The sequence below is a fragment of the Flavobacterium cryoconiti genome, assembly GCF_048158645.1.
Taxonomy (GTDB): Bacteria; Bacteroidota; Bacteroidia; order Flavobacteriales; family Flavobacteriaceae; genus Flavobacterium; species Flavobacterium cryoconiti.
Genome location: NZ_JBLNKW010000002.1, coordinates 141121 through 156974, shown reverse-complemented (window position 1 = coordinate 156974; position 15854 = coordinate 141121). Strand labels below are relative to the sequence as shown.

General features: G+C 34.4%; 7 protein-coding genes. All 7 read left to right on the top strand.

The window, feature by feature from the left end; genetic code table 11:
- The first annotated feature begins 731 nt into the window (after positions 1–731).
- Positions 732–4940, top strand: coding sequence for a two-component regulator propeller domain-containing protein (locus ACM55H_RS03600; protein WP_416835209.1), 4209 nt, complete (start codon positions 732–734; stop codon positions 4938–4940).
- A 207-nt stretch (positions 4941–5147) separates the two neighbouring features.
- Positions 5148–8213, top strand: a complete 3066-nt coding sequence (locus tag ACM55H_RS03595) for a SusC/RagA family TonB-linked outer membrane protein (RefSeq protein ID WP_416835208.1) — start codon at positions 5148–5150, stop codon at positions 8211–8213.
- 24 nt (positions 8214–8237) lie between these two features.
- On the top strand, positions 8238–9719 hold the full coding sequence (locus ACM55H_RS03590) for a RagB/SusD family nutrient uptake outer membrane protein (protein WP_416835207.1): 1482 nt from the start codon (positions 8238–8240) through the stop codon (positions 9717–9719).
- Positions 9720–10045: 326 nt separating this feature from the next.
- A complete protein-coding gene (locus tag ACM55H_RS03585; RefSeq protein WP_416835206.1) occupies positions 10046–11104 on the top strand; it encodes a glycoside hydrolase family 130 protein in 1059 nt (352 codons plus the stop codon).
- Entirely contained in the window at positions 11104–12393 is a 1290-nt protein-coding gene (locus tag ACM55H_RS03580) for an MFS transporter (protein WP_416835205.1), read from the top strand. Before ACM55H_RS03585 ends, ACM55H_RS03580 begins: the two co-directional genes overlap by 1 nt.
- A 49-nt stretch (positions 12394–12442) precedes the next feature.
- On the top strand, positions 12443–14167 hold the full coding sequence (locus tag ACM55H_RS03575) for a glycoside hydrolase family protein (RefSeq protein WP_416835204.1): 1725 nt from the start codon (positions 12443–12445) through the stop codon (positions 14165–14167).
- 12 nt (positions 14168–14179) lie between these two features.
- Positions 14180–15838 carry an alpha-amylase family glycosyl hydrolase gene (locus tag ACM55H_RS03570; protein ID WP_416835203.1) on the top strand — a complete coding sequence of 553 codons (1659 nt, stop codon included), beginning with the start codon at positions 14180–14182 and terminating at the stop codon, positions 15836–15838.
- The last annotated feature ends 16 nt before the right edge of the window (positions 15839–15854 follow it).

The following is a 15854-nucleotide window of genomic DNA, read 5'->3' as shown; positions in this document are numbered from 1 at the left end:
GTTTAATCTATTGTTATCTTTAAAATCACTGTATTATCAAAAAGAAAATCAAAATAGTAAAGAATCATGTTCATGAAAGACTCCATCGGGAACCTTATTTTACGCATCCCAGATTGAAGTTTATTCCTAATATTGTTGTAAACCTGGTTAGTTTTATTTTATCCTTAGCCATAGTGGCCACTTTGCTTTATTTTGTTCTGAATTATTTGGTTAAAAAGTTTTACCATTTAGACTGATAAAGTTTCTCTATTTTCTAAATGCCTTTAAATTATTAATTATAAGAAGTTTCCTATGGATTGCAACGTCAAAGAGTGTATTCGTTTCCGTTTTATACAAAATAGACAGCTGATAATTTTATTGGTCTCAAATATAGTTTAAAACTATGCACTTTTAGTGCATTTCGCTTTCGCTTCTAAAAATTTTCACCGCGGATTCGCAAATTATTTATTCAGCTTTGATGTGCTTAATTTGCGAATTTGCGGTTTAATTTTTTTGTTCTCATTTTAACCGTGGAGACTTTCAGTCCATAGTGGTTTAGTTTGCGAACTTTTATATATATTTGGGCACATTATAATTACATCGATTTCGTTTTATTTCTTTTTCTGTATCAAAGACAAGCACTTCTAAATGATTAGAAGTATCTTAAAAAAACGAAAACAATCGATTCAATAGTATCAGCACGATAGTATTGATTTCAGTATATCCAAAAACTCCAAAAAACATTTATTCAATTGAAAATTAAAATTTTATTTATTGGTTTTATTTTTATGGTACTTGGTGCTTGTAACAATAAAGAAAAAGCAACGGCTTTAGATACACTGGAAACGCGAATTTTTCAAGCAACTCCGAAAGGTAGTGCCCATACGGATAATGATAAACCACTTTTAGATTCATCAAAAGCTGTTGATTTAAAATATTCATTGGAGCAATTAGACAATACGAAAGGATTATCTAATAGTTCCGTAAATACTATTTTTCAGGATTCCGAAAATTTGCTGTGGATAGGTACTTGGGATGGTCTAAATCGATACGACGGAAATAATTTTAAAATTTTCCGACCTGAATTAGACAATGAAAACAGCCTGAGCAATCAGGTAATTCTTAAAATAGACGAGGATAATACAGGACGAATTTGGATATTGACCATACATGGAATTAATCGGTATGATAAGAAAACCGGTATATTTCAGCAGTATTATTTTTCCAGAAAGAACAAACCGCCATTATCAGAATCAGAGTTTAATATGGCGCTTGATGCTTCAAAAAAAGTATTTTGTGCGGTTAAAGATTGGGGAATTGGTTACTTTGATGGAACTGAATTTCAAGTGTTGAAAACTAAAAATCTTTCGGCAAAAGCAGTCAAAAAAATGGAATTCTCTCCAACCGGAGAATTATTGGTCTTGTTTGAGAACAATGATCTTTATGCTTTATCTCTTAAAACTACGAATAACGGCAAAAAAATAATTTCAAAAGTTGCCTTGATTTCGAATAATATTCGAACATTTGGAATCGTATCAAATCAGAAAGTATGTATGATTTCGACAACTGGAAATGCTACTTTATATTCTTTGGCGGATAAAAAAAATCAACTGCTTGCTTCGGATAAAATTAATAATATCATCGGGCACACTCCTGAAGGGCTTGTTATTTCAGGGAAATCAGGCTATTTCATTATAGATAATGACGGAAATAGTATCACTAAACCTTGGTTGAAATACCTGAATAACCAAAAAATAACAACATTAATACAAGGAAGTGAAAACGTGCTCTGGACAGGTACTGATGGTGATGGATTGTTTAAAATGTACCCACTAAAAAGATCGTTTAATTTAATTTCTAAAGCACAAATTCCAGAACTTGATGGTGGTATCGTTAGGGCATTTTTGGAAGTGGAAGGGAATTCGTTTTGGGTTGGTACAAAAGGAAAAGGATTATTCCGTTTTCCTTCTAATTTTTATCTAAATCCAGAAAAGCTGCCGCAATACACAACTTTTAACGAAAGTAACAGCCTTATCAATAACGCCGTATTTGCTTTAAGCAAAGGACAGGATGATTTGGTTTTTATAGGAACTGATGGAGATGGCATTACTGTTTTTGATTTAAAAAAATCAAAATTAATTAATTGGTCAGGAATTGAAGGAAATGAAAAATGTGATTATTTTAAGTCAACATACACGATTTATCAGGATAAAAAAGGATTTATTTGGCTTGGAACGAATGGCTATGGAATGATTCGTTGCAAAATAACCCGTTCCGGAGAAAAATTAAAAGTAACCGAATTCAAGAAATACTTGGCTGCCGATAACGAAAAGAATGCGTTAAGCAGTAATATTATTTTTTCAATACTTCCAAAGAATGAAAATCAGCTTTGGATTGGAACCCGTTTGGGAGGTCTGAGTTTATTTGACAAAGAATCGGGGCAATTTCGTACCTATAAAAATATAAAGAATGACCCTGAAAGTCTATCCAATAATGATATATTGTGTTTACAGACGGATGACCGTAATCGGCTTTGGATAGGGACAAGTTTTGGTTTGAATTTATTGGAAAACATAAAAAATGACGGAAGCGCCGTGTTTAAAAGTTTTACAGTCAAAGACGGACTTCCTAATAATACCATCCATGGAATTGTTTCTGATAAAAAATCTAATTTATGGATCAGTACGAATTTTGGATTGTCAAATTTCAATCTTAATAAATCCAAGTTTATTAATTACACCAAAAATGAAGGTCTTCAAAATAATGAATTTGCAGATGGCGCTTTTTACCAAGATTTGAAATCGGATTTTATTTTTATGGGAGGAATAAAAGGATTTAATTATTTTTTGCCTCAAAAAATAAAAGAATCATCCGTTGTTCCAGACATTCTTATTGATAAAATTAGCGGACAAAATCAAGCGATTCCATATTATCAAGGATTAGTAATAGCGCCAAATGCGACTACGCAACCTTCTATAGTTTTAAATTACAATCAAAACTTTTTTGATATTGAATTAGCGGCTTTGACCTACGTTAATAGTGAAAAATGTAAATATGCATATCAATTGATGAATTTTGATAAAAATTGGAATTTCATTAGCAATCGAAGAACCATTTCCTTTACTAACGTACCCAAAGGGAATTACTCCTTGTGGATAAAATGGTCCAATAGTGATGGCGTTTGGAGTAAACCGGTTCATGCTATTGACATCCGGATTAAACCTGTATTTTGGCAGTCTAATCTTGCCATTATAATCTATTCCGTACTGTTTCTACTTTTTGTATTGTTTGTGCTCAGTTATTACAAAAAGCGTCAATCGTTAAGCCAAAATATACTTTTTAGAAAAAGAGAAGAAGAACTTCATGAAAACCGACTTACCTTTTTTACGAATGTTGCCCACGAATTTCAGACTCCTTTGACGTTGATTGTTGGACCTATTCAAAAACTTTCGGAAACAACTAATCTTAGTGAAAGAAACCAAAAGTTCATACACATGATTCAACGTAATTCGTCAAGGCTATTATTTCTAACACAGCAATTACTCGAATTCAGAAAAGCAGAATATGATTATTTAGAAGTAACGGTAAGGAAATTTGATTTGGTTAACTTGGTGGAACAAATAGCCGAATTATTTGACGAATGGGCATTAGATAAAAATATAGATTATAATCTTGACATTCCATCAACATTATCAGGATGGTTTGACAAGGATAAAATCGAGAAAATAGTATTCAACCTGATGTCTAATGCTTTTAAATATACTCCTGTAAATGGGAAAATTGAGCTTAAATTTCAGATTCAGGATTCAAAAACACTTAATATAACCATTGTAAATACAGGAAAAGGAATTCCAAAAGAGAAATTAGATTCCTTGTTTGATCGCTTTTTTCTTTCGGATACCAATGCAATAACGGAAAACGATATGTTTAGAACGGGTATCGGACTGGCTTACATAAAAAAACTGGTTACTGTATTAAGAGGTGAAATATTGGTTTCCAGTATTGCTGATGAAGAAACAACTTTTACCATTCTGTTGCCTTGCAGTAAAGAAGGATTTAGCGAAAAGGAATTGGATATAGAAATGAGTCCGATTTTGATTTCGCATCATCTTAAAAATATTTTGGAAGAAATTCCGAGCAAGTCTGATGAGACTCCAAATAAAATTTCATCACTTGAAGTGCTGGAAGACCATCGCAAAACGGTATTAATAGTCGAAGATGAGAAAGAAATTCACCTGTTTCTAAATGATTTATTAGGCGAGAAATATAAAATCATAGCTACTTATAATGGTGTAGAAGCTTTAGAAGTTCTTGAAAATGTAATTCCGGATATTATTATCAGCGATGTCATGATGCCTTTGATGGATGGAGTGGAACTTTGTAAAAAAATCAAGACGGATATTAAAACGTGTCATATTCCGTTTATTATGCTTACCGCAAAAGATTCGGTTATCCATAGAATCGAAGGTTTGGAAAGTGGTGCGAATTCTTATATTCCAAAACCTTTTTATCCCGATCACTTATTAGTGAGGATTCAAAAATTGCTGGAAGAAAAAGAGTTGATATTAAAACACTTTACACAAGATACACTGGTCGAAAATCTATCAGCGCTTCCCATAAATAATGAGGAAAAAGATTTTGTAAAAAGAGTGATAGAACTGATTCGTAAAAATATTGATGATGAAAATCTTCAAAGCTTATTTATTGAGAAAGAATTAGGCATCAGTAATTCGCAATTGTATCGAAAAGTCAAACAAATTTTTGGCTTTACTCCGGGTGATTTAATTCGAACGATACGATTGAAATTTGCTGCTGAACTTTTACGTAAGAATGTATTGACGGTTTCTGAGGTGTGTTACCAATCAGGGTTTAATAACCGTTCTTATTTCTACCGAGAGTTTAAAAAAATGTATAATACCACTCCAAAAAACTATCAGCTTAAATACAAATCTAAGGGGTAATTATTTTTTAAATAACTACTAATCAGCATCTTTAATAGAGGTGTACACTTTTGAAGAAATAGTGTACACCTTTTTTTGTGCGCTCCAATTACTTTTATCAAATGATTTTTAAATCAGCTAAAAAAAACCATTAATGCATTTAATTAACCTAATTTTTATGAACATGAAAAAATTAACTCGAATTATTAATCAATTTAACACATCCCTATGATGAGAAAAAATATCATTTATAATATAGTTCTATTATGGACAATATTGTCTGGGAGCGCACTTTGTGCTCAAACCGTTAAAGGTGTTGTTTCAGATAACAGTGGTCCTTTGCCACAAGTAAATATTACAGTAAAAGGAACAGCGATAAATACTGTTTCTGATTTTGATGGAAATTTTACCATTAATAAAGTAGATTCGAATGCCGTTTTAATTTTTAGTTATATAGGATATTTAACCAAAGAAATTCCGGTAAAAGGAAACAGCATTATCAATGCGATATTAACCAGTGATTCACAAAAATTAGATGAGGTAGTTGTTGTAGGGTACACCAGTCAAAAGAAAGCTTCTATAACAGCTGCAGTAAGCTCGGTTAATATGGATGATTTATCAAAAACCAGAGTTGCGGATGTTGGTCAAGCTTTGCAAGGACAAGTAGCAGGTGTTTTTGTTTCAGCCAATACAGGAGCTCCTGGCGATGGAATCAAAATTCGTATTCGTGGAGAAGGTACACTTGGAAATAATGACGTATTGTATGTGGTTGATGGAGTTCCTACTCGTGATATCTCTTTCCTTAATCAATCTGATGTGAAATCAATGTCAGTATTAAAGGATGCGGCAGCAGGAGCTATTTATGGTTCAAGAGCAGCTGGTGGTGTCGTTTTAATTACAACCAAAGGTGGTGTATCTGGGAAATCAAGTTTTGATGTTGATTATTACTCCGGAATTCACTTTGCCACTAATCTTCCTAAAATGTTGAATACAGATCAATATTTAACGGTAAAAGATCAAGCTTGGCATAATACAGCTGGAAATGCAGCATCAGCAATTAGTCCTTATGCAGCTGACAGAAACAGAACTGATTTGGCAAATACTAATTGGCAAGATGAATTATTCACTACAGGAATATCTAAAAACTTCCAAGCTTCGGCAAGTGGCGGTTCAGACAAAATGCAATATTTAATTTCGGGAGGTTATTTTGGACAAGATGGTATTGTTGTGGAGAATAATGATAAATACCAACGCTTTAACTTTAGAACTAATGTAAACGCAAATCTTTCTGATCGTTTCAAAGTGGGGACTAATTTGCAACTTAGCTATGCTAAACAAGATAAATTATCGTCTAGTGGTGATGCGCCGGGTATCATTCGTCATGCATTAATTCGTCCTCCGGTTTTGGCAGTTTACAAAGATGTAAATGACCCAACTTATTCTGCAAGTAATCCTTATACTGATTTGCCTTTTTATACAGGACCTAATGATGGTTGGAGTAAAAATTACGAGTATAGTTCGAACCCAATTGCAATTGTTCATTTTACGGATGACAAAAGAAATACATTTCAAACTTTTGGGAATTTATATGGCGAGTATGCATTCTTGAGTGATAAATCTTTAAAATTCAGAAGTAATCTAGGTGTTGATATTCAATTTTCGCATAACAAGAATTTTGGAGAAAATTTTGGAGATGCTAATATTAGCGATACTTCAAATCCATATTACGGTATGGGAAGAAATAATAGACCCAACAGTCTGAACGAAAATAGAGGAGATGCTATGACGTTCACTTTCAGTAATACGTTGAATTACTTGAAAACGATTAACGAAAAACACACTATTAATTTATTGTTAGGAACAGAGAATATTACCAGTAAATCTTCAGCAATAGGAGGTAGCAGACAAAGTTTTGATAATACTACTGATCCTTTTAGATATCTTGATTACGGAAGTACAACGAACATTTATAGTTCAGGATCTGCAAGCAACTGGAGTTTATTATCCTTCTTTGCTTCGGGTACTTATGGTTATGCCAATAAATATTTTGTTACCAGTACCATGAGAGCTGATGCTTCTTCCAGATTTGGATCAAATAATAAATGGGGTTATTTTCCATCTGTTTCCGGAGGTTGGGTAGTTTCTAAAGAAAGCTTTATGGAAAAAGTGGATTGGATTTCCAATTTAAAATTGAGAGCAAGTTGGGGACAAAATGGAAATCAAGAAATCCCTAATAATGCATATCAAACAATTGTAGATGTAACTTCTGACCCGCCGGGTGTAAAAAGATACGGAAATGAAGATATAAAATGGGAAACGACCACGCAAACTAACTTTGGAGTTGATTTAGGAATTTTGAAAAATAAATTGTCTTTTAGTGCCGATTATTTTACCAAAAAAACTTCGGATATATTATTGACTGTAGGTTTACCGGCAGTAGCAGTAGGAGTTATAGACAGAACTTTTGTAAATGCTGGAGAAGTAAGCAACAAAGGATTTGAATTTGGATTGAATCTTCAAAACAATGACCATGCATTTAAATACAATGTAAATGCAAACATCGCCACTTTGACCAATAGAGTAAATAAACTTCAAACATTTGTAAAAAACATTACTGATGATGCCACACATACTAAAACTGAAGTAGGGCAGCCAATAAGTTCTTATTATGGTTTCCAATTTGATGGGATTTATCAAAATGCTGCGGAAGTAAGCAGTACTTTATTTGCAAATGCTAATGGAACGCAACCTGGAGATATCAAGTTTAAAGATTTAAATGGCGATGGTCAGATTAATGCTGATGACAGAACTTTTATTGGTAACCCAATTCCAAAAGTAACCTATGGTTTTGCTTTTTCAAGTTCGTATAAAAACTTTGATTTCTCCTTTTTATTACAAGGAGTAGAAGGAGTGGATCGCTATAATGATTTGAAACAAATCTTGAACTATGATAGCCGTCCTTTCAATTCAACAACAGCGGTATTGAATAGCTGGCATGGAGAAGGAACAAGCAACACAACTCCTAGACTTACTTTTAACAATAATGGAGGCGGAAATGTATCAAGTGTTTTTGTTGAAGATGCTTCTTACCTGAGATTAAAAAATCTTGAAATTGGATACACTTTTAATACTGAAATTGCTGGAATTAAATACTTGCGTTTGTACGCATCAGGTCAAAATTTATTTACAGTAACTAAATACACAGGCTTAGATCCAGAATCTACTTCATTGATTGACAAAGGAACTTACCCTCAGTCTAAATCATTTATTTTAGGAATAAAAGTTAAACTTTAAATAAAAAATTAAAAAATATAAATTATGAAAAATTTATTTAAAACGGGTATTCTATTGGGCTTGTTGTCATTGGCGAGTTGTCAAGACGAACTTACGCAAGACCCAATTGGATTAACAACGTTGGAGCAGGCAAATACGACTCCAACATTGAATACATTGGAAAAATCAGTGAGTTCATCGTACCAATTGCTTTCCAACAGATTGAATATCCTAGCTCAATGGGATTGGGGTGGAGGTCTTGTTTTTCAAAATGATTACATCATGCAAGACATCGCATCTGATGATATGGAGAAAAAATGGTCTTCTGATGGAGATCAACCTTGGATAGACGAAATCAATAATTTCACATTTACTTCGACTAACGGAGGACCAAACGGTTTGTGGAAATATGATTACGAAGGAATTAAAAGAATTAATGCCGCAATAGAATTATTGACAAAAGCGGATATTGAAACAGTTACCGGAATCACTGCTGCAAGAAAAAACCAATTGTTGGGTGAAGCTTATTTTTTAAGATCATACTACTATTTTTCTTTGGTAACTAATTTTGGTGATGTGCCTTTAATTTTGGCACCGGTAAAAACATATCAGGAAGCTTTTGATGTAGCAGTTAGAGCTAATAAAGGATTGGTTTGGGACAAAATAAAATCAGATTTAGTTTTAGCAAAAGCATTGTTGCCAAACTCTAAATATTCTTCTCCAACAGAAAAATGGAGAGTTTCTAAAGGTGCTGTGATTGCACTTCAGGCAAAAGCGGCTTTATATACGGAAAAATGGACTGAGGTTCCTGCTTTAGTTGATGAATTAGCTGGACTTGGTTTCAGTTTGAACGCCAATTATTTCGACAATTTCAGTACCTCTAAAGAATATACTGATAATGAAGTTATTTTTTCTTACGATCATCAATCCAATACAACGCCTAGAAAAGGTAATGGAATTTGTGCTCCTTTAGGATGGGGATTCTTTGCTCCAAGTACTAATTTCTTAAATTCATTTGAACCAAATGATCCAAGAAAATTATACACAGTAGATGCTGCCAATCAAAATGTGAATAAAATGTTGGGTAGTTTAGATGGTGCCAATAAAGGAAATGATGATGCGCCTACAAATAAAGTATATATGCGTTATGCTGATGCGTTACTTTGGAAAGCAGAAGCGCTTAATGAAACAGGAAATTATTCAGGAGCGATTGCTATTATCAATCAAATTAGAGCCAGAGCAAGAACTACAGTAACGGCATTAGGAACGATTCCTCCAGTAGGAACTTTGCCGGACAGAGTAGCTTCTACAGATAAAGCGACTGTAAAAGGGTGGCTAATTTCAGAAAGAAGAGCGGAACTTGGTTTCGAAAATCAAAGAATGCTGGACTTAAAAAGATGGGGAATTGCTAAAGCAGTGATGACGGCTCATGGAAAAAGTTTCCAAGACAAACACATGTTGTATCCAATCCCTCAATCAGAAATTGATGCTTCAGCAGGTACTTTGACACAAAATCCAGGGTATTGATGTTTTAATTAAAGTGGTTTGGTTTAATTAATATCCCCTGAGAAGTAGCAGTTGAATTTAAAAAAATTGCTACTTCTCTATTTTTATATTTTGAATTGATTTCTGATAATTAAAAGTAAAATCTAAACTCACAACGCATACACACGAATTCCATAAATCTGTATCAATTTTTTAAGTCTAATGGAAATTGATTTTCATTATATATATCTGTAAATAAATAGAATAGTTGTAAATTTCATGAATAAATTTACTGTTAAACTACTCGTTTCCGTATGTAGAAATAGATTTGTACTTAAAAAAAACTAAAAAACTAAAAATAGAATAGCATGAAAGATATTGCAAAACGTTTTATACAAAATCCATTATTATCTCCTGCAGATTTGCCTGCCAGTAGAGAAGGTTTACAAATTACCTGTCTTCTCAATCCGGGTGTATTTCAATTTGAAGGAAAAACATGGCTGATTGTTCGCGTAGCCGAAAGACCGGAACAAAAAGAGAATATCATTTCTTTTCCTATTTTGACAGAAACCGGAGCTATTAAAATTATCGAAATTTCTACGGATGACCCAGAATTAGATGCAAGTGATGCCAGAGTAATTAATTATAAAGGAGTTGATTATTTAACTACTTTATCTCACCTGAGATTATTATGTAGCGATGATGGGCACCATTTTTATGAACCGGAGAATTATCCGTCTTTAGTTGGTGAAGGAATGTTGGAAACATTTGGAGTGGAAGATTGCAGGGTAACTTTGCTCGAAAATAAATATTACCTTACCTATACAGCAGTTTCTGATAATGGAGTAGGAGTAGGTTTACGCACTACTACCGATTGGAAAAATTTTGAATCACACGGAATGATGTTGCCACCTCACAATAAGGATTGTGCCATTTTTGACGAAAAAATTAACGGTTTGTATTACGCTTTACACCGTCCAAGTAGTGTTGATATTGGAGGGAATTATATTTGGATCACTTCCTCTCCGGATGGACTTCACTGGGGAAATCACCATTGTATCATTAAAACCAGAGCCGGTCTATGGGATAGCAAAAGAGTGGGTGCCGGCGCTGCTCCCATAAAAACAGAAAAAGGCTGGTTGTCTATTTATCATGGAGCCAATGCCGCACATCAATATTGTTTAGGGGCTTTTTTAATGGATTTAGAAGACCCGACAAAAGTAATTGCACGAACTGAAGAACCTATTATGGTACCTACCGCAACCTATGAGTTGACTGGATTTTTTGGGAACGTAGTATTTACTAACGGGCATGTGGTACATCCTGATGGTGATACCGTTACTATTTATTATGGTGCTTCGGACGAGTTTGTTTGTGGTGCGGAGTTTTCTATCAAAGACATTTATTCACTTTTAAAATTTAGCTAATGTTCAAGAAACTAAAAACAGAAATTGGTCATTTTAAAAGTCAGACCCACAATTTTCAAATACTGGTACTTACTAATTTGGTCTATGCCATTGTTTTGCCTGTGATAGATATTTTTGTGGCTGCTTATGTGATGAGAAGTTCCAATGATCCCGTAAAAGTGGTGATTTATCAACTTACTATTTACACCGGAATTCCGCTTACTTTTTTATTAAATGGCTATTTGTTGAAGCATTTTAACATTAGAAAATTATATTCGGCGGGAATGATGCTCAGCGGCGTTTCCATGATGATTATGATGTCATTGAAAACACTCGATTTAGTAGGGATTGGATTTGCTGGAATTACTATGGGACTGTCTTTTGGCTTTTATTGGTCTAACCGAGATTATTTGGCATTAGCCATTACCAATGATACGAATCGAAATTATTATTATGGTTTAGAAACTTTTTTCTATACCATTATAGCCGTTATCATTCCTATTACTATTGGTTGGTTTATTGAATCAAGTGGAGACGAAGCACAGATACATACAGCCTATTTAATTATTACCGGAATCGTTTTTTTAGTGACTGTTGCGGCATCTATAGTTTGTTTTAGAGGGACATTTAAAAACCCAGAACAGAAACAATATGTGTTTTTTAAATTTCATCAGTTATGGTATAAACTGCTGTCCTTGTCTTTGTTGAAAGGATTGGTACAAGGTTTTCTGGTAACAGCGCCCGCAATGCTTATCATGTTATTATTAGGCAAAGAAGGAGCATTAGGAACGGCACAATCTATAGGAGCAATAATTGCTGCGGTAATTATGTATGTTTTAGGAAGGCTTTCTAAACCATCAGACCGTATAAAAATATTTACCGCAGGATTGTCTTTATTTGCTTTAGGGGCTGTAATCAATGCTTTTTTATTCAATCAAACAGGCGTAATTTTATTTATCTTATTGTTGCTGATTGCAAAACCACTAATGGATTTGGCGTATTTTCCAATCCAGTTTAAAGTAATCGATATTGTTTCAAAAATAGAAAAGAGAGGTGAGTTTGCTTATATTCTAAATCATGAAGCGGGTTTGTTTGTGGGTCGATTTTTGGGTGCCGGAACATTTCTGGTTTTAGCTTATGCCATCTCTACTGAAATTGCGTTGCGATACGCTATTGTAATTGTTGCTGTATTGCAATTAAGTTCTATTTATGTAGCCAAAAAAATTATTGCGGACGGAAAATTGCTTTCACCGGATGAAACAGAAATTGATGTCAAAGTGCTGAATGAAGTAGCAGAAAAATTGGTGTAATAAAACGGTTATTATTTAAAATATAGTGACAACTAAATAAAAATAAGGAATGAATACTATTTTCAAAATCACTTTCGTAGGCCTGTTTTTTATCCTTTTCGGAATTAATGGAACGGCCCAAGTTAAACAACAAAGGATAGCTCGTGTGGATCAAATGCCCAACTTGCCAAAACCATTGCAAATCATCGATTATAAAAAACTGGCGCTCCGTTTTGATAGTACCGTATTTGATTTTAATGCCAAAGGGAAATTTTGGCCTATGGTATGGATGGACAGCAGTAAAAAGAATTTCTCTCAAGATGTTGTAGGAATGTATACTGCAGTTGGTGATGTAAGACAAGGAAAAAATAATAAAGGGATGTTTCATGAAGCTTTGGCAACTATGGGAGCTACATTAGGAGCTAGTTTGGTGGGAATAGACAAAAGCAAGCAAAAAAATCTGGACTATGTTGGAATGCTTAAAAACTATTATAATAAAGACGCAGGTTGGGATATTATGATGAATAATACGTGTCCGGAAGTGGCTCTATTAGGTGGTGGTTATGGACGTGACTGGTGGTACGATGTATATCCGAATCTCTTGTTTTATGCAGTTTATGACAAATATCCCAAAGAACCGGGTTTTAAAGAAATCGCTAAAAGTATCGCAGAAAAATTTTTCAAGGCGGATTCTATATTGAATGGAAATTATGATTATTCCTATTTTGATTATGGCAAAATGAAACCCATGAAAAATAATATCTGTGCGCAACCTGACGCAGCAGCCGGTCATGCTTGGGTTTTGTATGCAGCGTATAAAAAGTTTGGTGATCCAAGATATTTAAAAGGAGCGATGAGTGCTTTATCTGCTTTAGAATCACAACCCATAAATCCAACATACGAATTATTAATGCCTTTTGGAGCTTATTTATCGGCAAGAATAAACGCGGAACAAGGTAAAAAATATAACACCAATAAAATGTTGGGTTGGAGCTTTGACGGAACTGCAGTATGTCGTGAAGGATGGGGGGTATTAGTGGGTAACTGGAATGGAATTGATATTTCAGGAATTGTGGGCAGTACGGTAGATCATGGTGGTTACGGATTTTTAATGAATACTTATGATGCGGCATGGCCATTGGTCCCTATGGTTCGATATGATCAATCGTATGCCACGGCAATTGGTAAATGGATGTTGAATGCAGCAAATGCCTCTCGCTTTTTTTACCCTCAATACATGCCGGATGAGCATGAAACGAATCCTGAACTGGCTGAAGTTTCAAAAGGAGTAATCGGTTACGAAGGCATGATTCGTCAATCCAGTTATAAAGAGCATGAACATTTAAAAGGCCCCGTGGCACAAGGTGACGGACCACTTTGGGTGCCTGGAGAAAATCCAAAGGAATCTCAATTCAGTGTCTATGGCAGCGGCCATGCAGGGATTTTTGGAAGTATTATCTGCGCAACGGATGTTATCGGAATATTACAATTGAATTTATTGGCGACTGATTTTTATCATGATAAAGCCTACCCGTCTTTTTTATACTATAATCCTTACACCACTGATAAAACAGTTTCTATGACTGTCGAAAAAGGAAAAAAAGTGGATTTGTATAATGCGGTATCGGGACGTTTTGTAGCCCGTAATGTTGCTTCTTCAGCTAAAATAAAGATTGCACGAGAAAATGCAGCTGTAATTGTTTGTGTTCCATCAGGCGGTAAAATCACGTATCAAGGTGCTAAAATGTTGGTGAATGGTATTGTGGTGGATTATAAGTTTCAACAGAAAAAATAAAAGGATTTGCTTATGAAATCGAATCTGTTAATCGTTGCACTACTTTATTTTTTTGTATTGAATAGTAGTTCAATGGCCGCGCAAAATACCCAGAACTCACAAAAATGGTGGAAAGAATCGGTCTTTTATCAAATATATATGCCCAGTTATGCGGATAGCAATGGGGATGGATATGGCGATTTTAAAGGAATGACTGATAAGTTGGATTATTTGAAATCATTGGGAATAAAAGGAGTCTGGCTTACGCCATTTCTGACTTCTCCAAAAGTGGACAATGGCTATGACATTGCTAATTATTACGAGGTAGATCCCACTTACGGCAGTAAAGCGGATTTTGATAATTTTTTGACCGAAGCCCATAAGAGAGGAATCAAAGTAATTATGGATATGGTGCTGAATCATACTTCTACGGAATGCAAGTGGTTTCAGGAATCCCGGAAATCAATTGACAATCCGTATCGGGATTATTACATCTGGAAAGATAAACCCAACAATTGGGAATCTTTCTTTGGCGGAACAGCCTGGCAAAAAGACACAGTAACTAATCAATACTATTATCATAAGTTTGACAAAAAAATGGCTGATCTAAACTGGTCTAATCCTAAAGTGGTTGCCGAGGTTCAAAAAGTGCTTCGATTTTGGTTGGATACAGGTGTGGATGGATTCCGATTGGATGTGATTAATTTTTTAAACACCAACGGAATTACAGCTGATAATCCTGTCAAAGACGGACTGCAAGTACATAGCAACGACATTGAGCAAGAAGGTGTGAAAAATGCCATGCGAATTATAAAATCGACCGTGAGCGAGTATGATAATCGTTTCATTGTTGGCGAGATAGGAAGCGATAAAATTGAAGTCTTGAAGCAATACCAATCGCAAGATTTGTTAGATGTTGTTTTTAATTTTAACTTTGGAAGTATCAAAACATTTTCCTCACAACATATTTTTGACGAGTTGCAAAGCATGGAAAAAAACATGAGCAATTATCCAACGTTGTTTTTTGGAAGCCACGATATGCCCAGAATGATGGACCGATTAGCCGATGGGAACCCAGATAAAGCGTTAGCATTAGCAGCCTTGATACTTACGGCAAAAGGAGTTCCATTTGTTTATTACGGAGAAGAAATTGGGATGCATAATAGTATTGCCAAGAACTTGGATGAAATGGTCGATATTCAAGGAAGAACTCATTATGAATTGGCTTTAGCCAAAGGTAAAAATCCTGATGAAGCACTTATTGAAGGAAATGAACACAACCGAGACAAATCGCGAAGTCCTATGCAATGGAATGGAAATGCTTTCGCAGGATTTTCAACCAAGAAAACGTGGATTAAAATTAATCCGGATTACAAAGAATTCAATGTCAAATATTTGGAAAACAAAGAAAATTCTATTCTAAACAATTACAAAAAACTGATTACGTTACGGAATAATGAAAAGGTCTTGCAATATGGGAAATACGACAGATTGGAACATAAAAACAATCAAATTTTATTTACCCGGTCTTTTGAAGGAGACAAAATCACCGTAATCATTAACTTTGGCTTAGCAAAAGAAATTAAGCTTCCAAAAGGAGCAAAAATCCTGATGGGAAATCCAAAATTGAAATCAAATGATTTTATTATATATAGAAACCTGACAGTAGCATCAATTAGATCAACCGAATAATTACTTTTTAAAACAA